The following is a 20,337-nucleotide window of genomic DNA, read 5'->3' as shown; positions in this document are numbered from 1 at the left end:
CTCTAGTTAAGTGAACTCGTTTCAGCAAAGCTGAAACTTCGGGGGTTCAGGTGGAGAGTCAACTCCAACTGAACTGACGCCGCCTATAGAGGCGTGAGCCTTAACTCGTCGGATAAGATAAATAAAGAACTGCTGGTGTTTTGCCTTTGTCCGGCTGGACTTGGCTACGCCAAGTCTTTTCTAATAGGAGGTAGCTTCTTAATGTTTGGGAGTAAGAAACAAACCAGGAATATTGGAGAACAGGTTGGCACAGTTATCGGCAATGATACTAGTTTTAAAGGAAATATCACTTCGCAAGGCACCATCCGGATTGATGGATTTCATGACGGGGAACTGATTACGGAAGGGGATCTGGTAGTTGGCGAGGGCGGACGTTTGCAATCGCAGATAAAAGCCCGGAATGCGCTTGTTGCCGGGACGCTAAACGGGAATGTCGAAGTTTCCGACAAACTGGAGCTTTTGGCTACAGCCAAGGTTTACGGTGATATTAAAGTAGGTACATTAACCATCAATGAAGGGGCTGTGTTCCGCGGCGCCTGCTATATGTTAAAAGAAAATGCGGCGGATGAAGCCGAATAAGCAATAAAAACCCCCAGGATGTTTTTAATACATCCTGGGGGTTTTTATTGCGCAGTGGAGAATTTGCAGACGCAGGCGCAAGCCGTGCTTTTGTTATTGCGACTGGTTGTGGGTTCGGCCCAAGCCGAAGGACAAGCCGTGAGCAATGGTGTCGGCCATTTTCATGACAAGATTCAGGCGGGTGCTCTGTAATACCAGATGCTCCATGAACCCGCCGACATTAACAATGCCGGTAATGTAGGCATTGCCGACGGCGGGAAGATCTTTGTTAACAGCGGCGCCCGGTTTGACAGATCCCTGACCAACGGTAACGCAGCCAACACTTTCTAACTTTCCCAGGCAGGCATCCACGGCAATAATAAACGGGTGGGCAACAGTAGAATGAATTGTTTTCAGCATAGATTCCAGATTAGTGGCATGCACCGGCTCGTCCAGGGTACCATAAACGAGGGGAAACAGATTTAGTGCTTTTAGTTTGGTGCCTGTCAGCGGGCCAAGGCAATCGCCGGTTGACCGGTCGGTACCAATACACAGAACCACTATTTGATGGCCGTCGGCTTTCGCAGTGTGGATTAGATTGCGGACAGAGACGGCCACATCATATACCACATTGGGCTTATTGATATTGAATTTTAACTCGCGGACCGGCGCTGCAGCCGGAGACTGTTTGACTGGGGTGAATTTACTCAGGCCTGAGAGGTTTAAAAGATTATTGAGCATGCTAGACTCCTGTTGTATATTTGATATTACCATTATGTGTAAAAGCTCAGAGGTCTATACATCCGGGCAGGATTTTTTGTCAGCTGGCAGGAATACTAAAAATGAAATGTCTGCCAAATTAGAGTGGGCGGGACGGGAGGATGCCAGTATCGATGGACGTCAATCATAAACTAAGAGCAATACCATCTGTTGACAGGCTATTATCAATCGCAGTCGCAGACCGGGAGCTTACTCAATACCCGCGAGAATTAGTGACTGACTGTTTACGGCAGGCGGCAGCCAACGTCAGAGAAAAATGCCGGCAGGGGCAGGAACCGGATGTTAGCGCTGAAACAATGATTTCTCTGGCCAAGGAGCTTGTGAAACAAATTAATACTCCCAGTCTGCGACGGGTAATTAACGCCACAGGCGTAGTGCTGCATACCAATCTGGGACGGGCGCCGTTAAGCAAACGGGCGATAAACGGCGTAACCGAAGTCATGGCCGGATATAGCACGCTGGAATATAACACAGAGACAGGTGAGCGGGGCAGCCGTTATAGCCATGTGGCGGCGCAGTTAAGCAGGTTAACGGGGGCTGAAGCTGCCATAGTGGTAAATAATAACGCCGCTGCGGTGCTCTTGGTGTTGTCTGTGCTGGCTAAAGACCGGGAGGTTATCGTCAGCCGCGGCGAGTTGGTGGAGATCGGCGGCTCATTTAGAATTCCGGATGTGTTAAGGCAGAGCGGCGCCACCCTCATAGAGGTTGGAACTACCAATAAAACGCACCTGGCTGATTATGAGCGGGCAATAGGGCCCAATACAGCCGCAATTCTGAAGGTGCATACAAGCAACTACCGGATAATCGGCTTTACCTCCCAGCCAGCCGGCGCTGAAATTGCGGCTCTGGCCCATAAATATCAATTACCGGTTATCGAAGATCTGGGCAGCGGCACACTCTTGCCGCTGACTGTGGGCGGTGAAACCGAGCCTGCTGTTACGGAGCGGCTGGCGCTCGGTTTTGATGTTGTAACCTTTAGCGGCGACAAGCTGATGGGAGCCGGACAAGCCGGTATTATTGCCGGTAAGGAACAATATATTGCTCTGATGAAAAAACATCCGCTATTACGGGCTATCCGGATTGATAAATTATCACTGGCTGCCCTGGAAGGAACTCTAATGGAATATTCAGCGGGCAATCCTGTCCGCGATATCCCGGTGCTGGCCATGCTGTTTGCTGCTGAAGAAGAGCTAAAGGCGCGGGCCGGCCGTCTGCAGGCCTTAGTTATAAAAGATGGCCGGCTCAGTATAGCGGCTGAAATTATCGAGGTTAGCTCGCCCGCCGGCGGCGGCGCTCTGCCGGCGGCGGCATTGCGAGGGTATGGCGTAGCGATATGTGTATCTGGTATAAGCGCCGGCAGCCTGGAAAGTCTTCTCCGGCAGCGGCAAGTACCCATTATCGCCCGCGTTCAGGCTGACAGGCTTGTTTTTGATGTCCGCTGTCTGTCTGACAACGACCTTGAAGAAATTGCCGCCGCACTGCTGGCAATAGGGGGACGCCAGGTATGAAATATGTTATCATCGGTACGGCCGGACATGTCGATCATGGCAAATCAGCCGTAATTAAAGCTTTAACAGGCATTGAAACCGACAGATTAAAAGAAGAAAAGCTGCGCGGAATATCCATTGACCTGGGGTTTGCATCGCTGGCGCTAAATGAAGCCATTGTAGCCGGAATTGTCGACGTACCCGGCCATGAACGGTTTTTAAAAAACATGCTGGCCGGAACCGGCGGAATTGATCTGGCTATGTTGGTAATTGCCGCTGATGAGGGCATTATGCCGCAGACCAGAGAGCATTTGGCTATGCTGCAGTTATATGGCATACAGCGTGGCGTGATAGTCATCAACAAAATAGACAAGGTTGACGATGAGTGGCTGGAACTGGTAGAAAGTGAAATACGGGAATATATCAGCGACACCTTTCTGAAAGATGCTCCGTTTTGCCGTGTGTCGGCCCTTACCGGAGCCGGCATTGGCGAGCTAAAAGAGATACTGGCCGGGCAAGCGGGTGAGATACCGGCACGTGACAGTACAGCCCCGTTTCGCCTGTGGATAGACAGGGTTTTTACCATTAAGGGCCATGGTGTTGTGGTTACCGGTTCGGTGTTGACCGGCAGCGCCCAAATCGGTGACAGTCTGGAACTGCAGCCGTCTGGAACCGTTGTTCGCATCCGGGGATTGGAATGGCATGGCGAAAAGGTGGAACAAATCTGCGCCGGGCAGCGTGCGGCCATCAACCTCGCCGGCGTGGAGACAGAGGACATTGCCCGGGGCATGGCGCTCAGCGCAATCGGGCGCGGCGAAACCGGCAGCCTATGGGATATAAAAGCTGACTGGCAGGAGGAAGTTGCAAGCGGGGTTAGGGTTAGATTGCATTTGGGTACCGGTGAATTTTTGGGACGGGTTTATTCTTTTAAAGAGGCAAATAACCGGTACATGAGACTGCTGCTGGAACAACCGCTGACAGCAGGGGCTGGTGACAGGGGCATCATCAGGCTATACTCGCCGCAAACTTTGCTGGGCGGTATAACCTTAGTTGCTCCGGGACGCAATACCCGGCGGCTAACTCCGGAGCGGGCTGCCGCTGCCGACGTTGCCGGCGGTAAGGAACAAACTGCCGCCCTGTACTATCGACTGGCGGAGAGCAGGCAGCTGTTAACAAGGGAAGACATCCAGCGCCAGGCAGGCTACCTGCCTAATAGGAAGGTAAACCAGGCCATTGACAGACTTGTTGCCGCTAAGAAAATACTCTGCCTGGAGAGAGCCTATATCGCCGCAGAGGTTCTTAACCGCTTAACAAACCAGGTAACAACGATTCTCACAGAATATCACAAGATCCAGCCTGACAGGAACGGACTTTCCAAAGAAATAGCCAGACAGAAATTGGACCTCAATGAGAAAAGTTTTGAAGCGTATCTTGCCGAGTGGCAGGCTACAGGCGCTCTGGCAGTGACAGATGGGCAGCTTGCCCTTCAACAGCATGCTGAAAAGCATGGCGGCTGGCAGCAGGAGCTTATTGGTAAAGCCGAAGCTTCCCTGGAGAATATTGGATTGCAGAATGTCGACCAAATGCTGCTGGCGGAAAAAATATCGCTGCCGGCTGATAAAATTAAAGCCGCTCATGATATGCTGGTGCGATCCGGGATACTTGTCAAGCTGGGTGATATGTATGTATACCGTAAAACAATTCAGTACATTGTACAGCTTATTCACAAGCATTTTGCCGGGAAGGATACACTTACAGTGGCAGAATTGCGCGACATATTGAACACTTCCCGTAAGTTTGCCTTACCGCTGATGGAGTATCTAGATATGAATAAATATACAGTCAGAGTAGGGGATATACGCCGTCCAACCAGCAAAATCCTAGATTTGTCAGAATAAACTTACTTTATTAATGCATATTGACAGCATGACAATTCGTTTTTATAATTAAACTCAACACAAATAATGTACACCGGGGTTTTTTGCAGGTGTACATCTGTTTTGAGGGAGTGTGCCTAGGGTTCCGCGTGAAGACGGTCTGGACCAAGCGGCACAGGTGCAGCGTGGCACAGCAAGCACTACACCGTGGGTATAAAAGACCCGGCGGAAGGTCCCAGGATTAGGGTATCTTCGCCGGGTCTTATAATTTTTTTTGAGAGGGTGGGAGAGTAGGATGTGTAGAATTGGGGCAATAAAAAGTAAAATCGCATTTCATCCGTCACTGGCGCTGCATTTGATGCTGCCCCAGCAGGAAGGGCATGACAATTCCGGGTTTGCCATGACGATGCAAGACCTTGACGGAGCATTCGCTAATTATAAGGATAAACCGTTATTGTCGCTGGCCTGTACGCAAAAGGGGGCCGCGATGGTGGAACATTTCATGGAGACCAACAACTTTACCCCTGTTCATGAGTGGATTCCCCGGGGGGTTCGTCAGACCGGACTTGATATTAAGGCCATGCCTTATTATATTTTCCGGGCCTATGATTATCCGGAGTATTATCGTACGGCAACGCAGGAAGCCAAGGAAGAATTGCTGCTGGATACCCGTTTGGCTCTCCGGGCATTATTGGAAGCCGAAGAGCAAGGCTATGTCTATTCATTCTGGCCGGATGTGCTGACGTTAAAGGAAATCGGCGATCCCCGTGATATTGCCGTTTACTTTAAATTATGGGACAACAATGGCGATTTGATGGCCAAGAATGTTGTCGTCCAATGCCGGCAAAACACCAACTACGAAATAGTCCGGTATGCCGCCCATCCTTTCTTTTTGCAAGGATATACCCTGTGCGCCAATGGTGAAAACACCTTTTATACCAAAAATAAAGAATACCAAAAATCTTTGCATCGTGGCTACATTGGTTTTGAATCAGACTCACAAAACTTCCTATATACATTGCATTATGTTCTTAATGTGCTCAAATGGCCAATAAAATATTACAAACATGTCATTACGCCGCTGCCGTTTGAAGAAATTTCCCGGCGGGCTGATCAGCGAGAACTTACAGCCATTCGCCAGTCACTGGGGCACCTGGAGATAAACGGGCCCAATACAATCATTGCCATGCTGCCGGACGGCCGGATGATGACCTGCTGCGATTCCAAAAAGCTGCGGCCGGTAGTGGTAGGCGGCGATGGAACAACCATTGCCATATCTTCAGAGGTTTGCGGTCTCAATCAAATTCTGCCCAACCGCAATCAGGAGCTTGACATATATCCGAATGAACGGGAAGTTGTGGTTATCACCCCGGAATTGGAGGTAGAACGATGGAAGCAGTAAGAGTACAAGATGTCAGCGTAAATGACTTGCCATGGAAGATTCAATATAGCAGTGAACGCTGTACCATGTGCGGCAGCTGTGTAGCGGCCTGTACCTTCAATGCCATAGAAGCGGCCATGGAGCGCCGGTCGGTTACTGTTTCGACAGGTCATCAGCCGGAGCCCAGCCAGCGCCATATGGCAACACCGGTAATCAGACAAAAGGCGGCGGTAGCCAATGCCTGCGTCGGGTGCGGCATGTGTGAAAAGGTCTGCCCGAATAACGCCATTAAGCCAATGCGCAATCTGGATTCCCGGGTCAATTACTTAAACAGAAGCGGCGGTGCGACCGTTAAACGCGGCGGACGCAACAGTATTAGCGCCGGTGAGCGCACCTTTGATAAAATTGTTGTTGGCCGTATTTCCCAAATGACAGACCCGGCTTTAGACTCTGAACGCCATACCTTCGATATCCTGGCTCCGTTCGGCCGGGTGCTCTTACCGCATGAATTACCGCTGTCCCTGAGCGGCGACGAATTAAAGCTCAATGCCCATACGCCGCCGGTCAACTGGATTTATCCCATTATCTTCAGTGATATGTCCATTGGGGCGCTTTCGACCCGGGCCTGGGAAGCCGTTGCCATCGCCACCGCTTATTTAAATGAAAAGTACAAGATGCCTGTCAGAATGTGCTCCGGCGAAGGCGGTATGCCTATAAAACTATTAAAATCCGAACATCTGAAATATATGATCCTGCAAATAGCATCAGGCCATTTTGGCTGGAACCGGATAATTCAGGCCATGCCGCATATGCAGGTGGACCCGGCCGGTATCCTTATTAAAATCGGTCAGGGGGCAAAACCGGGAGACGGAGGACTCTTGCCGGCAGGGAAAGTATCAAAACCCGTTCAGGCCATCAGGGGCGTACCCAAGGCCGACCTCCTGTCGCCGCCCAATCACCAGGGCCTGTATTCGATTGAAGAATCGGTACAAAAGATGTTTATGTCCATGAATGCAGCCTTCAAATTCCGGGTGCCTGTTGCAATCAAATGCGCCGCTTCGGCTACTTCGGTATCGGTTTACAACAATCTGCTGAGAGACCCGTACAAAATCTGCGGCGGCTTCTTCATAGACGGTATCTTGGGTGGTACCGGCGCCGCCAATGAAGTATCGCTCGAACATACCGGCCATCCGGTGGTATCAAAAACCCGGGAGTGTTATCTGGCTGCTGTTAAACAAGGCCGACAGGGCCAAATTCCGCTCTGGGCCGGCGGTGGTGTGGGCCTGACAGGCAATGCCGCTGCCGACGCCTTCAAGCTGATTTGTCTGGGAGCTAACGGCGTATTCATGGGTAAGATGCTTATCCAGCTCTGCGGTTGTGTGGGCAATGAGCATGGCCGTTGTAACGCCTGTAACACCGGCAACTGCCCGGCAGGCATCTGTACTCAGAATCCGCGTCTGGTTAAGCGGCTGGATATCGATAAAGCAGCGCAAAACATTGTTGATTATATGCTGGCGCTGGACAGCGAATTCAAGAAACTGATGGCTCCGGTCGGCAACAGCTCACTGCCTGTTGGCCGGTCCGACGCCCTGGTAACTACAGATAGAGCCATTGCTGACAAGCTGGCCATTCAATATGTATGTTAGGAGGAACTGCGCATGTTTAGAATAAATACAATCAACGGCAACAACCGGATGTCAACGCAGGACCTCTTAGAAAGCATAAATGCAGCGTTGGCGCAAGGCGAAACTGAATTTGAAATTGAAGCTTCCGGTCAGCATGACATTGGCGGTCCGCTATGGCATCCGGAAGGAAAACCACTGAAATTTTACGTGAAAAATGCCGGTCAGCGTGTGGGCTCCATGTGTTTGCCCGGTACCGAAATTATTGTTGAGGGCTCGTCTTCCGCTGATGTCGGCTGGTTAAACGCCGGCGGGCGGATTGTCGTCAAAGGCGACGGCGGTGATACAACCGCGCATTGCGCCGCCGCTGGCACCATCTATGTCGGCGGCCGGGCGGGAACCCGTTCCGGTTCGCTTATGAAGCACGACCCGCTCTATGAAGCGCCGGAATTCTGGGTATTAAAAAATGTCGGCAGCTTTTCCTTTGAATTCATGGGTGGCGGTATCGCGGTAGTGTGCGGCTATGACAGCCAGCAATTTGAGTCGGTGCTGGGCGACAGGGCCTGTACCGGCATGGTTGGCGGCATTGTCTATTTCCGCGGCCAGGCCAAGGGCATTTCGGCCAAGGATACCAAGATACTGAAGCTGACACCGGACGATATTGCTTACCTGGATGGCAGGCTGGATGACTTCCTGACCGCCATTGGCCGGAAAGAGATCAGGAGTGAGCTTAGCAAGTGGAATGAGTGGCAAAAAGTTGTGCCTTTATCCTATGATGAGCGTCCGAAAAAGGCCAATACCGATATATATTCCTTCCGCACTGAGTCCTGGGTGCCGGACAGCATCTTCGGTGATGTTTGCGATGACGATTTTGCCGTAATCGGTGCGATTGCGACCGGGGAGTATCGCCGGCGCGTTCCTGTATGGGAGAACGGCAAATACAGCGCGCCCTGTGAATTTAACTGTACCGCCTCCATACCTTCGCAGCAGCGCTTTAATTTGCTGCGGGATGGCAAGATTGAGGAAGCTTATCGCCTGGTGCTCGAATACACGCCGTTTCCCGGCTCTGTGTGCGGCGCCGTATGTCCCAATTTGTGCATGGATGACTGCACCAGGAAAAATGTGGATATATCAGCGCAAATTGGCAAACTGGGCAGGTATTCGGCTGAGGCAATGTTACCGCACGCTGAAACAAAGACTGGCAAGAAAGTCGCGGTTATCGGCGGCGGCGCGGCCGGCCTGACGGCCGCCTGGCAACTGGCCCGCCTGGGCCATACGGTAACGGTATTTGAAGCTGATGAGAAAGTCGGCGGCAAAATGGAGCAGGTTATCCCGCGCTCGCGCCTGCCGCAGGAAACGCTCGCCCGGGAAATTGCCCGTATTGCGGAAATGGGCGTTGCCTTAAAAACAGGCGTAACTGTTGACCGGGAAAAATTTGCCGCTATCAAAGCAAGTCATGACGCCGTAGTGGTAACCACCGGCGGCCATACCACCCGGGTTATTCCCTGGCCTGGTCATGAACGCATTATAAAGGGGCTGGATTTCCTTAAAGCCGTCAATAAAGGCCAGAAGCCGGCTATAGGTAAAAAGGTAATTGTCATTGGCTGCGGCAATTCAGGCATGGATGTGGCTGTAGGCGCTTATGGCCTGGGGGCCGAGCAAGTCACTTGCATCGATGTGCAGCGGCCTGCCGCCTTTGAAGAGGAAATGACGCATGTAAAGAAACTGGGCGGAGAAATCCTGTGGCCGGTCTTTACCAAGGAAGTAACGGGTGAAGGTATTGTTACCCAGGACGGTAAGCTGATCAAAGGCGATACAGTTATCATTGCCATTGGCGAGTCTCCTGATTTGAGCTTTATGCCTGACGGTGTAGATCTGGAGCGCGGTTGTCTGAAACCGGCCGGAGATTACAGTGTGGCGCCCGGCATCTTTACTGCCGGGGATACCATTCGCCCCGGCAGGCTGGTCGACGCGATCGGCGCCGGTCGGCAGGCGGCCCTTGCAGCCGACGCGTATCTTAAGGGTGCAGGTTTTACCGCCGCCCAGAAAATCGTCATTCCGGCAGAACGGTTAAGTACGGCCTACTTTAAAAAATGTCACAGCTGCGATGTTCCTGAGGCCAAGAGCGACTACACCCGCTGTATCAGTTGCGGTACCTGCCGTGACTGTCATATGTGCCTCAAATCCTGCCCGGAAAATGCGATCACACGTACGGTGGGAGTCAATGGCGCTGAATACACGTCAGATCCGAGCAAATGTATTGGCTGCGGTATCTGTGCTGGTATTTGCCCCTGCGGTGTCTGGAACATGGAGACAAATGCAGAACCACTGGTATTTTATCGATAAAACAGTAAAAGAGACACCGTCGGCGGATAATCGCCGGCGGTGTCTCTTTGTGAGAAACTATTTCCGCCGGTAATACACACTGAAATTACATTATGGGAAAAAAATCGTATTGACAGTGCGGATATAAAGCCAATATAATAATATCCATAGACAAACACATACAAATATCTGCGAGCGGAAAACAGAAAGGCCATTATTGCCTGACGGTAGGTGCAGAGAGGGCGTGATTAGCCAATTTCTTTGATCGGCTGTTAACAGAGTGTACTGAAATTATGTTGTAAAAAGAATGCTGAAGTTGGGGAAAAGAGGGGAATTTAATGAGGAAAAAGGGTCTGACATGGATTAGTCTGGCAGTGGTGATGACCATGCTGGCGGTTTTGCTGACAGGCTGCGGCGGCGCGTCGACCAAACCGGCTGATGCCAAAGACATTAAAATTGGCGGTAACTTTGAAATGACCGGCGGTATTGCCAATTTCGGCAACCAGACTGCCAATGGCATTAAACTGGCGTTTAAAGAGGCCAATGCCGCCGGCGGTGTGCTGGGCAAGCAACTGACTTTTGTTGTAGCCGATAATAAATCGGAACCGGCAGAGGCAGCCAATGCCATTACCAAACTAATTACCCAGGATAAAGTAGTTGCCGTGCTGGGGCCGGTATCAAGCTCCAATGTACTGGCTACCCTGCAAATTGCCCAGGACAATAAGATTCCTGTACTTACTGCTACTGCTACCAATCCGAAAGTAACCGTCGATAATGGCGCTGTACGTTCCTATGCTTTCCGGGCCTGCTTTATCGATCCTTTCCAAGGCAAGGTAATGGCTGACTTTGCGACCAAATCGGTTAAGGCAAAAACAGCAGCCATTTATATTGATAACAGCTCTGACTACTCCAAAGGATTGGCCGATGTTTTCGAAGCCTCCTTTACCCAGGCTGGCGGCAAGGTTGTAGCTAAAGAAGGTTTCCTCCAGAAAGATACAGACTTCAAAGCCACGCTGACCAAGATCAAATCCACAAACCCTGACGTAATCTTCATCCCTGCTTACTATGAAGAAGTGGGCAAGATTGTAAAACAGGCGCGGGAGCTTGGCATTACAGTACCGCTCTTAGGCACAGACGGCTGGGATGACAGCAAGCTTGTTGATATCGCCGGCGCAGCTCCGCTTAATAATGGTTTTTTCAGCAATCACTATTCCTCTCAGGATAAAGACCCCAACATCGTTAAGTTCGTAGAAGCCTATAAAAAAGAATATGGTCAGGAGCCAAGCGCTCTGGCTGCTTTGGGCTATGATGCAGGCTTAATGATCATTGACGCCATCAAACGTGCGGGCAGTGCTGAACCGGCCAAGATCCGCGATGCTCTGGAACAAACTAAAAATCTGCAGGTCAGCACAGGTATCCTAACGCTGGATGCCAGCCATAACCCGGTTAAGAGTGCTGTAGTTATTGAGATGAAAGACGGCAAACAGCTATTTAAAGAAAAAATTAACCCTTAAGGTCCTGGTAAGTTTAGCTCAAAACTCATATATCGTAAATTAATTACCGGTGTACAATGAGGTGCAAGGGGTAAGGCTGCGGCCTTATCCCTTTTTACTGAAAAGACAAAACAGCCTGATGTTTCTCCTCTGCGGACATTTGGTCAGATGTACTACGCTGAGAGTATTGACATGGATGGACAACGCCCCTATAATTACACTGTATGTCATACAATGATGTGCTGCTGGTGGACACGCGTGCCGGCAGTAGAGACCTGAGCGTACGTTTTGACGGTGAGGTCTCGTTTATAGGGGGGCGATAGTGTATACATGTAACTGGCACTATCTGTATCCATATCAAGTATCTTAGGAGGGGAAACAATGTTAAAGGCAAGATTTACCAAATTAGTGAGTGTTATGGTATCCGTACTTATGGTGGCCGGACTTGTTGCCGGTTGCGGCGGCAGCGGCGGCCAGCAGGCTGATGTGATCAAGCTCGGCGCTAATCTGGAGATGACCGGCGGTAATGCCACTTTTGGCCAGTCGGCTACCAACGGTGCCAAACTGGCAATAAAAGAAGTCAACGCTAAAGGCGGTGTGCTTGGCAAACAGCTTACCCTGGTTGTCGCCGATAACAAGAGCGAGGCGGCCGAAGCCGCCAACGCTATGCAGAAGCTGGTAACCCAGGATAAAGTAGTCGCCGTCATTGCGCCGATTGCATCTTCCAGCGTAATAGCCGCAGCCCAGGTTAATGCCGATAATAAGGTATTGGCCATCAGCCCGACGGCTTCAAACCCTAAGGTCACGGTTGATCCTAACAGCGGTAAAGTCCGGGATTATATGTTCAGGGCCGCTTTTATTGATCCGTTCCAGGGTTCGGTAATGGCCGCATTTGCGCAAAAGACACTCAAGGCTAAAACCGCAGCCCTGTATATTGATAACTCCAGTGACTATGCAAAAGGTTTGGGCCAATTCTTTAAAGAAACTTTTGAGAAAAATGGCGGAACCATTGTTTCCAATGAAGCCTATCTGGCAAAAGACACTGATTTTAAAGCAACTCTCACCAAAATCAAATCACAGAATCCGGATGTCGTGTTTGTCCCGGGTTATTACCAGGAAGTCGGTATGATTATCAAGCAAGCCCGTGAGCTTGGACTTAACGCGCCCATGCTGGGCGGCGACGGCTGGGATTCGGCTAAACTGCCGGAAATCGGCGGCGCACAGGCATTGAATAACAGCTTTTTCAGCAACCATTATTCGCCGGACGACAACAGTGCTTCAGTTAAAGCTTTCGTTGAAGCCTATAAGAAAGAATACAATCAAACTCCTGACGCTTTTGCCGCATTGTCTTACGATGCCACTATGATGGTTATCGAAGCCATGAAACGCGCCAACAGCGCCGATCCTGTCAAAATAAAAGATGAGCTGGCGAAAACCAAAGATTACCAGGCTGTTTCCGGTTTAATCAGCTTTGATGCCAATCATGACCCTGTTAAGAGCGCCGTTATTATTGAAATGAAAGACGGCAAGCAAACCTTTAAAGAAAAGGTTAATCCCTAATTGAGGGTACGTTGCGTCCTCCGTGGCCGGGGCTAATCGCCCCGGCTATCCGGACCAACCGGCCCTTCAACATATAATATTATTTTTTGAAATGGAGAGGGGAGAGCGCATTGGACTCTTCGAGCTTAATTGTCCAATTTGGACAGCAATTAATCAACGGTATATCCCTGGGTAGCATTTATGCGCTCATAGCGCTGGGTTATACCATGGTTTACGGTATCATCAGGTTGATCAATTTTGCCCACGGCGATATTTATATGGTGGGTGCCTATGCAGGTTTTTTTGCCACTTCGATGTTTAAGTTTTCTTTTATACCGGCATTGATTTTTTCCATGGCGGCTGCCGGTCTTATTGGTATGGCTATTGAAAGAGCTGCATACCGGCCGCTGCGGAACGCGCCTAAGATTGCAATCTTAATTACCGCCATTGGTGTGTCGCTGTTTCTGGAGTATGGCGGCATGCTTTTGGTATCGCCGCAGCCGCGGACATTCCCGGCAGTATTTAATGCCGAAGTTTATAATCTTGGCGGTCTGGTGATTAACAGCCAGCAAGTGGTTATTCTCGTGGTATCCCTGCTATTGATGGTCATTCTGACCTATGTCGTACACCGTACGAAAATCGGCAAGGCTATGCGGGCGGTATCCTTTGATACTGATGCTGCCCGTCTGATGGGTATTGACGTTGACCGGGTAATTTCCTTTACCTTTGGTATTGGCTCAGCCCTGGCGGCGGCAGCCGGTGTACTTGTCGGTATATACTATAACTCCATCGACCCGCTGATGGGTATTATGCCTGGACTGAAGGCTTTCGTCGCTGCCGTGCTCGGGGGCATTGGCAGTATCCCCGGTGCAATGCTGGGTGGTACATTACTCGGTGTTATTGAAGCCCTGGTCAGCGGCTTCTGGTCCTCAACCTTCCGGGATGCCGCAGCTTTTGCCATCCTCATTATCATCTTACTGTGGAGACCGACTGGCCTCTTGGGTAAAAATATCCGGGAGAAAGTGTAGGTGACAGGCAGTGAAACTAACAGGAAAAACTAAAACAGATTTGCTGGCAGTAGCAGCATGTATTGTAGCGTATATTGTTATCCAAGGCCTGATTATGGGCGATGTTATCGGCCCGTTCTGGCAGCTGAACATTATTTTAATCGGGATTAACATTATCCTGGCGGTCAGTCTTAACCTGATTAACGGTTTTACCGGTCAGTTCTCCATTGGGCATGCCGGCTTTATGGCCATTGGCGCCTATATGAGTGCCGTACTCACCGTCAAAATGCAGCTGCCGTTTATTGTGGCTATCATTGGCGGCGCCCTTTCGGCCGGTTTCTTAGGTTTTGCCATTGGTCTGCCAACACTGCGGTTGAATGGTGACTATCTGGCGATCGCCACATTAGGTCTTGGTGAGATCATCCGGATTAGCATCCTTAATATTCAGTATGTAGGCGGCGCGTCCGGCTTTATGGGTATTCCCCGTTATACAGACTTTACGTGGGTTTTTGCCCTTGCTGTTATTACCGTGTTTGCCATTAAAAACTTTATCAATTCCACCCATGGCCGGGCCTGTATATCCATCCGGGAAAATGAAATTGCAGCCGAGGCAATGGGGGTTGATACCACTAAGTATAAAGTATTGGCCTTTACTATGGGCGCGGCTTTTGCCGGCGTAGCCGGCGCGTTGTTCTCCCATTATTTTTACATTGCCCATCCGGCGTCCTTTACCTTTATGAAATCCTTTGATATCCTGACCATGGTAGTATTAGGCGGCTTGGGCAGTATTACAGGCAGCATCACGGCTGCCGTACTGCTGACCTTCATTTCGGCAGCGCTCGCAAGCTATCCTGAGTGGCGCATGATCATTTACTCACTGCTATTAATCATCTTGATGCTGTATCGTCCGCAAGGCTTGTTTGGCAATAAGGAACTAAGCCTTAAGATGTTCAGCCGCGTGACAGGAGGTAAGAAACATGGCTCTACTCAAGGCAACTAAGCTATCGAAGGTTTTCGGCGGCCTAAGGGCTGTATCTAATTTTGAAGTTGAAATTGCCCCCGGTGAACTTGTGGGCCTGATTGGACCAAACGGCGCCGGTAAAACAACGGCCTTCAACCTGCTGACCGGCGTGTATGAACCGACCGAAGGGCAGATTGAGTTTGACGGCAAAAGCGTTGTCGGTCTGAAGCCCTTTCAAATAACCCAGCGCGGGATTGCCCGGACCTTCCAGAATATCCGGTTATTCGCCGATCTGACTGTACTTGACAATGTAAAAATTGCCTATCACTTTCACGTAAAATATGGTTTAATCGAATCCTTGCTCCGAATTGGCCGGTATCACAACGAAGAAGCAGAAATTGAGGAAAAGGCCATTCGCTTTCTGGAAATCTTTCAGCTGGCTGACAAAAAGGATGAAATTGCCAGGAACCTGCCTTACGGGGAGCAGCGCCGTCTGGAAATTGCCCGGGCACTGGCAGCGCAACCCAAACTGTTGCTCTTGGATGAGCCTGCGGCCGGCATGAATCCGCAGGAAACGCAGCAACTGATGGAAATGATCCGCTGGATACGAAAAGAGTTTAACCTGACCATTCTTTTGATCGAGCATGATATGAGTCTGGTCATGGGTGTATGTGAGCGTATCTATGTACTTGATTACGGCAGTATTATTGCCCAGGGAACACCGCAAGAAATTAAAAATAATCCACGGGTTATCGAGGCCTACCTCGGCGAGGAGGTGTAGATCATGACAATGCTAAAAATTGATAATATTAATGTCTATTATGGTGCTATTCATGCTTTAAAAGGCATAAGTGTAGAAGTAAACCAGGGCGAGATCGTAACCCTGATCGGTGCCAACGGCGCCGGGAAAAGCACGACGCTGCGGACTATCTCCGGACTTTTAAAACCAAAATCGGGTCATATTGTTTTTGAAGGCCAGAATATCGGCGGTATGGCAGCCCAGAATATTGTTAAGCTGGGGATTTCCCAGGTACCGGAAGGACGCCGGGTATTTGCCAATATGACCGTGTTGGAGAACCTGGAACTGGGAGCCTATCTCCGTTCTGACAGCAAAGAAATTAAAAACGATATGGATACCGTATTTTCCCGTTTTCCACGGCTGGCCGAACGGAAGAGCCAGCTTGCCGGCACTCTGTCCGGCGGTGAGCAGCAAATGCTGGCCATGGGCCGGGCGCTGATGAGCCGTCCCCGCATCCTGCTCCTGGATGAGCCGTCAATGGGTTTGGCTCCGCTCTTAGTAAAAGAGATTTTCTCGATTATCAAGGATATTAATGCAACAGGAACTACCATTCTTTTGGTCGAACAGAATGCTCATATGGCTTTGTCCATAGCCAACAAGGCCTATGTGCTCGAAACCGGTCGGATAACGCTGTCCGGCGATGCCAGAGAATTGGCCGAAAGCGAAGAAATCAGGAAAGCATATCTGGGCGGCTAATCAGCCGCCCTAGTACCATGAGTCACTTAAAACATGAGATTAGTTTGCAGGATTTATTCGTAATGCAAGGCGCCGACAACGCCGCAGTGCGGATAAATCCTGAGGTGACGCATGGTACTGATCCCAATTAAAAATACATAGTAGGGGAGTGCTATACCATGATCGTATCCAAACGAATGACACCAAATCCGACCACCATTACCTCGGCAATGACCATTGTCGATGCATTGCAGATCATGCGCAGCAATAAATTCCGGCGTTTACCGGTGGTGGATAATGGCAAACTGGTGGGCATAGTCACTGACCGGGACCTTAGAGATGTATCGGCTTCGCCGGCTACATCACTGTCGGTATTCGAACTGAACTATCTCCTGTCGAAAATGCAGGTCAAGGATATTATGACCAAAAAGATCTTGACCATCGGCATGGAGGCCACGGTTGAAGAAGCGGCGCTGGTGATGTACAACAATAAAATCGGCGGCTTGGTTGTTGTTAATGACAGCCAGGAGGTTGTCGGCATTTTAACCGAAACCGATATCTTTAAAGCGTTCGTTGACGCCATGGGCTTGCCCCAGGGAAAAACTCGCCTGAGCATTATTGTGCCTGACCGACTGGGCGTTATACATGATATTTCAGGTGTGTTCAAGGAACTGGGGGTCAGCATCGGCAGCTTTGTCAGCTTTCCGACCGAGGAAGGACAGTATGAAGTGGTTATCCGGGCCGACATCAAGGATGTAAAAGCAATTACTGAGCGGCTGGCTGCGTTGGGCTATCCTGTCCAGCAGGTAGTACAGATCGGCTAACTATTGTGTTCTTCCCTCCGAATATTTTACACATATTGCTTGCTGTGTTAATATATATAATAGCGTAGGAACAGGCGGCTTTCATTGAAAGGCGCAGCCGGGCAGCAAGCAGCAGGGAAAGCCTGCGGGACCTATATGGCTCCGCAGGCTTTTATAATTTTCGTAAATATGGAGGGGACAGGAGTGGCAACTGATTATAATCAGTTAAAACAGCAAACAGCGCGGTTATCTGTCATATCAAACACCCTACTTGTTTTTCTCAAACTTTTTGTCGGGATAACTTCCGGTGCTGTGAGTATTATCTCTGAGGCCGCACACTCGGCGGTAGACCTTATTGCCGCTTTGGTTGCATATTTTGCCGTGAAAAAATCCAGTAAGCCGCCTGACGAGCAGCACGCCTACGGTCATGGCAAGATTGAGAATTTATCGGCGGCGTTTGAAGCCGTGCTGATCGTATTGGCTGCATTATGGATTGTGTATGAATCCGTCGATAAGATAAACAAACCGCATGCTCCGGAATATCTGGAGTATGGCCTTTTAGTTATGGCGTTTTCGGTAGTTGTAAACTACTGGGTATCCTACAAGTTATACTATGTGGCCCAACTCACCGGCTCACATGCCTTAGAAGCCGATGCGCTGCACTTACGGGCCGACATCTGGACCAGTGTCGGCGTATTAATCGGACTGGGCATTATGAAGGTGACAGGCATGTACTGGATAGATCCGGTCATCGCGATTGCCGTGGCCGTTATTGTCTTTAAGGCCGGTTTTACTATGACCATGAAAAGCATTTATGAGCTGACAGACGTCAGTTTGCCGGAAGAAGAGGAAAAAATTATCAGGGCCATTGTTTACAGCCATCCGGCCGTTATTGCTTTTCATCAGTTAAGAACTCGGCGGTCCGGCAGCTTCCGGCTAATTGACATGCATCTGGTATTACAAAAAGATATGCATCTTGATAAAGCGCATGCAGTTTGTGATGAGATTGAGATTATGATCAAAACCGAGTTTGAGCCCTGTGATGTCACTATTCATCTGGAGCCCTGCGATTATCATGAAGGATTTGGTGCCTGTCCGGCAGAGTGCAACGAGAACTGCAAATATGAGTAAGTTATGGCGGCGAGTACGCCGCTTTTCTTTATCCTGTAGAAAGTATAACTTTCGCCGGGATACCGGACAGCGGCAATAGCTGGCCTGCGGCAGCCAGCTATTGCCGCTTTTTTTTGAATATCAATGGGAATAGTATATAATGGCGCGCCGCACCGGAGAATAGAAGAAAAACTCTTTCACAGATATAAAAAAGCTAAGCAAGTAGCAGGTTATTGTGGTTCAGGGTATAATATATAGTAATATATTGACAGAAGGAGGCGGCATTAACTGTGGTAAAACTTACCGAGTACACCCACCGCGGCGGCTGAGCGGCTAAAGTTGGGCCAGGGGACCTGGCCGGAGTATTAAGCCAGTTGCCGGCGATGCATCATCCCAATGTGCTAGTCGGCATTACTACATCTGATGACGCCGGTGTTTATAAGCTGAATGAGACTACTGCCTTGGTGCAGACGGTGGATTTTTTTACGCCGATAGTTGATGATCCGTATTTGTTTGGGCAGATTGCGGCTGCCAACAGTTTAAGCGATATCTATGCTATGGGGGCAACACCGCTTACGGCTCTAAACCTGGTGGCATTCCCCAATTGTAAACTGCCGGGAGAAGCGCTTGTCGCAATTTTACAAGGCGGTCAGGATAAAGTGGCAGAGGCCGGAGCCGTTATTATCGGCGGACACACCATTGACGATGCCGAGCCCAAATATGGCTTGTCGGTTACGGGGATTGTCCATCCTGATAGAATTTGGACCAATGCCGGGGCCCGTCCCGGTGACAGTCTGGTATTGACCAAAGCGCTTGGTACGGGAATTCTGTCCTCTGCGGCCCGGGCGGATTTATTTCCCCAAGGGGTAGCCGCCGCTACGGCCGGTATGGCGGAGCTAAATGCGGTTGCAGCCAAAGTAGCGGCTGGTTTTAGTGTACATGCCTGCACCGATATCACAGGTTTCGGCTTGGCCGGACATGTGTATGAGATGGCGGCAGGCAGTAATGTTCGTATAACGATTGACAGCCTGGCTTTACCGCTCCTGCCGGAGGCTGCGGAGGCTGCGGCCATGGGTCTGGTGCCGGGCGGCGCTTATTCTAACCGGAATTACCTTACTAAAGTTCAATTTGCTGACAGTGTGCCGGAAAATATTCAGGACATTTGCTTTGATCCACAGACTTCCGGCGGACTGTTAATTGCCGTTCCGGCAGCCGAAGCCGGACAGTTGCAGGCCGCACTCCGGGCGGCAGGCGTGGCGGCGGCCGCTATTATTGGGAGAGTAACAGATACAGGGGAGGGCGAAATTTATGTCGGATAAGATTATCGATTGCCGTGGACTGGCTTGTCCGGGACCGGTTATTAGCACAAAAAAGGCCGTTGAGGAAACCGAGTCCGGACGGATTACCGTAATTGTCGACAATGACGTAGCCAAGAGCAATATTGTTAAATTTGCCGCCGCCAGCGGGTTTAGCGCCGCGGTCGAGGCTAAAGACGGTCATCATTATATTAGTATTATTAAAGGTACGGGCCAGCAGGCGGCAGTTCACAAGCCTACAACGGCGACAGAAGACGCGGCCGGCGGTCAGGTATATTTAATTACGCAAGACACCCTGGGCCACGGGTCGCCCGAGCTTGGCGCCATACTGATAAAAGCGTTTATGACCACGCTGCTGGAAATAAAACCGCAGCCCCAGGCATTGCTATTTATCAATGGCGGTGTCAAACTGACAGTAACAGGCTCACCGGTGCTTGAGCAGCTCACCACCTTGGCCGGGAGGGGCATTACTGTTTTAGCATGCGGTACTTGTCTAGATTATTATCAGCTGAAGGCCGACCTGGCTGTAGGCGAAATAACCAATATGTATACCATTCTCGAGACTGTCAGCAGGTCCAAAACAGTTACACTGTAAGCAGGTGAT

17 protein-coding genes are annotated in these 20,337 nt (G+C 50.2%); 16 read left to right on the top strand and 1 reads right to left on the bottom strand.

Features of this window, described 5'->3' with window-relative positions; translation table 11 throughout:
* Positions 1-201 precede the first annotated feature (201 nt).
* Positions 202-579: a polymer-forming cytoskeletal protein gene (locus tag SATMO3_RS31025; protein WP_371375681.1), complete on the top strand. Its 378-nt coding sequence runs from the start codon at positions 202-204 to the stop codon at positions 577-579.
* A 93-nt stretch (positions 580-672) separates the two neighbouring features.
* On the opposite strand, the gene yyaC is transcribed toward SATMO3_RS31025, so the two are convergent.
* Positions 673-1,299, bottom strand: a complete 627-nt coding sequence (yyaC, locus tag SATMO3_RS31020; RefSeq protein WP_371375678.1) for a spore protease YyaC — start codon at positions 1,297-1,299, stop codon at positions 673-675.
* Between the two features lie 152 nt (positions 1,300-1,451).
* Here yyaC and selA point away from each other — a divergent pair, with 152 nt between their 5' ends.
* From selA to yedF, 15 genes are all read left to right on the top strand, one after another.
* A complete protein-coding gene (gene selA / locus SATMO3_RS31015; RefSeq protein ID WP_371375675.1) occupies positions 1,452-2,846 on the top strand; it encodes an L-seryl-tRNA(Sec) selenium transferase in 1,395 nt (464 codons plus the stop codon).
* The gene (selB, locus tag SATMO3_RS31010; protein WP_371375671.1) at positions 2,843-4,723 is read left to right on the top strand and encodes a selenocysteine-specific translation elongation factor; all 1,881 of its coding nucleotides are present in this window, start codon (positions 2,843-2,845) and stop codon (positions 4,721-4,723) included. Before selA ends, selB begins: the two co-directional genes overlap by 4 nt.
* A gap of 274 nt (positions 4,724-4,997) precedes the next feature.
* Positions 4,998-6,104 (top strand): glutamate synthase, encoded by a 1,107-nt coding sequence (locus SATMO3_RS31005; RefSeq protein ID WP_371375668.1) that lies wholly within the window; start codon positions 4,998-5,000, stop codon positions 6,102-6,104.
* Positions 6,092-7,729, top strand: a complete 1,638-nt coding sequence (locus tag SATMO3_RS31000; RefSeq protein ID WP_371375665.1) for a glutamate synthase-related protein — start codon at positions 6,092-6,094, stop codon at positions 7,727-7,729. The genes SATMO3_RS31005 and SATMO3_RS31000 overlap by 13 nt, the downstream gene beginning before the upstream one ends.
* A gap of 12 nt (positions 7,730-7,741) precedes the next feature.
* Positions 7,742-10,051 (top strand): FAD-dependent oxidoreductase, encoded by a 2,310-nt coding sequence (locus SATMO3_RS30995; protein WP_371375662.1) that lies wholly within the window; start codon positions 7,742-7,744, stop codon positions 10,049-10,051.
* 359 nt (positions 10,052-10,410) lie between these two features.
* Complete coding sequence (locus SATMO3_RS30990; protein WP_371381828.1) at positions 10,411-11,544, top strand: ABC transporter substrate-binding protein; 1,134 nt, start codon at positions 10,411-10,413, stop codon at positions 11,542-11,544.
* 396 nt (positions 11,545-11,940) lie between these two features.
* Complete coding sequence (locus SATMO3_RS30985) at positions 11,941-13,083, top strand: ABC transporter substrate-binding protein (protein WP_371381827.1); 1,143 nt, start codon at positions 11,941-11,943, stop codon at positions 13,081-13,083.
* A 110-nt stretch (positions 13,084-13,193) separates the two neighbouring features.
* Positions 13,194-14,090: a branched-chain amino acid ABC transporter permease gene (locus SATMO3_RS30980; protein ID WP_371375659.1), complete on the top strand. Its 897-nt coding sequence runs from the start codon at positions 13,194-13,196 to the stop codon at positions 14,088-14,090.
* 10 nt (positions 14,091-14,100) lie between these two features.
* Positions 14,101-15,069, top strand: a complete 969-nt coding sequence (locus SATMO3_RS30975) for a branched-chain amino acid ABC transporter permease (RefSeq protein WP_371375656.1) — start codon at positions 14,101-14,103, stop codon at positions 15,067-15,069.
* Positions 15,047-15,811, top strand: coding sequence for an ABC transporter ATP-binding protein (locus tag SATMO3_RS30970; RefSeq protein ID WP_371375653.1), 765 nt, complete (start codon positions 15,047-15,049; stop codon positions 15,809-15,811). The genes SATMO3_RS30975 and SATMO3_RS30970 overlap by 23 nt, the downstream gene beginning before the upstream one ends.
* A gap of 9 nt (positions 15,812-15,820) precedes the next feature.
* Positions 15,821-16,525, top strand: a complete 705-nt coding sequence (locus SATMO3_RS30965; protein WP_371381826.1) for an ABC transporter ATP-binding protein — start codon at positions 15,821-15,823, stop codon at positions 16,523-16,525.
* Between the two features lie 158 nt (positions 16,526-16,683).
* Positions 16,684-17,328 (top strand): CBS and ACT domain-containing protein, encoded by a 645-nt coding sequence (locus SATMO3_RS30960; protein WP_371375651.1) that lies wholly within the window; start codon positions 16,684-16,686, stop codon positions 17,326-17,328.
* Between the two features lie 168 nt (positions 17,329-17,496).
* Positions 17,497-18,438: a cation diffusion facilitator family transporter gene (locus tag SATMO3_RS30955; protein ID WP_371381825.1), complete on the top strand. Its 942-nt coding sequence runs from the start codon at positions 17,497-17,499 to the stop codon at positions 18,436-18,438.
* Positions 18,439-18,707: 269 nt separating this feature from the next.
* Complete coding sequence (selD, locus tag SATMO3_RS30950; RefSeq protein WP_371375648.1) at positions 18,708-19,736, top strand: selenide, water dikinase SelD; 1,029 nt, start codon at positions 18,708-18,710, stop codon at positions 19,734-19,736.
* On the top strand, positions 19,726-20,328 hold the full coding sequence (yedF, locus tag SATMO3_RS30945; protein WP_371375645.1) for a sulfurtransferase-like selenium metabolism protein YedF: 603 nt from the start codon (positions 19,726-19,728) through the stop codon (positions 20,326-20,328). Before selD ends, yedF begins: the two co-directional genes overlap by 11 nt.
* Positions 20,329-20,337: the final 9 nt, after the last annotated feature.

Source organism: Sporomusa aerivorans, from assembly GCF_041428895.1.
In the GTDB taxonomy this organism is placed as follows: domain Bacteria; phylum Bacillota; class Negativicutes; order Sporomusales; family Sporomusaceae; genus Sporomusa; species Sporomusa aerivorans.
The sequence above is the reverse complement of the archived record's forward strand: the minus strand, read 5'-3'. Positions and strand labels throughout refer to the sequence as shown.

What these genes read in the sequence shown, in the direction of transcription:
- SATMO3_RS31025 (WP_371375681.1), top strand. Translation starts at nt 202, where the DNA reads ATGTTTGGGAGTAAGAAACAAACCAGGAATATTGGAGAACAGGTTGGC.
- yyaC (WP_371375678.1), bottom strand. Translation starts at nt 1,299, where the DNA reads ATGCTCAATAATCTTTTAAACCTCTCAGGCCTGAGTAAATTCACCCCA.
- selA (WP_371375675.1), top strand. Translation starts at nt 1,452, where the DNA reads ATGGACGTCAATCATAAACTAAGAGCAATACCATCTGTTGACAGGCTA.
- selB (WP_371375671.1), top strand. Translation starts at nt 2,843, where the DNA reads ATGAAATATGTTATCATCGGTACGGCCGGACATGTCGATCATGGCAAA.
- SATMO3_RS31005 (WP_371375668.1), top strand. Translation starts at nt 4,998, where the DNA reads ATGTGTAGAATTGGGGCAATAAAAAGTAAAATCGCATTTCATCCGTCA.
- SATMO3_RS31000 (WP_371375665.1), top strand. Translation starts at nt 6,092, where the DNA reads ATGGAAGCAGTAAGAGTACAAGATGTCAGCGTAAATGACTTGCCATGG.
- SATMO3_RS30995 (WP_371375662.1), top strand. Translation starts at nt 7,742, where the DNA reads ATGTTTAGAATAAATACAATCAACGGCAACAACCGGATGTCAACGCAG.
- SATMO3_RS30990 (WP_371381828.1), top strand. Translation starts at nt 10,411, where the DNA reads ATGACCATGCTGGCGGTTTTGCTGACAGGCTGCGGCGGCGCGTCGACC.
- SATMO3_RS30985 (WP_371381827.1), top strand. Translation starts at nt 11,941, where the DNA reads ATGGTATCCGTACTTATGGTGGCCGGACTTGTTGCCGGTTGCGGCGGC.
- SATMO3_RS30970 (WP_371375653.1), top strand. Translation starts at nt 15,047, where the DNA reads ATGGCTCTACTCAAGGCAACTAAGCTATCGAAGGTTTTCGGCGGCCTA.
- SATMO3_RS30965 (WP_371381826.1), top strand. Translation starts at nt 15,821, where the DNA reads ATGCTAAAAATTGATAATATTAATGTCTATTATGGTGCTATTCATGCT.
- SATMO3_RS30960 (WP_371375651.1), top strand. Translation starts at nt 16,684, where the DNA reads ATGATCGTATCCAAACGAATGACACCAAATCCGACCACCATTACCTCG.
- SATMO3_RS30955 (WP_371381825.1), top strand. Translation starts at nt 17,497, where the DNA reads ATGGAGGGGACAGGAGTGGCAACTGATTATAATCAGTTAAAACAGCAA.
- yedF (WP_371375645.1), top strand. Translation starts at nt 19,726, where the DNA reads ATGTCGGATAAGATTATCGATTGCCGTGGACTGGCTTGTCCGGGACCG.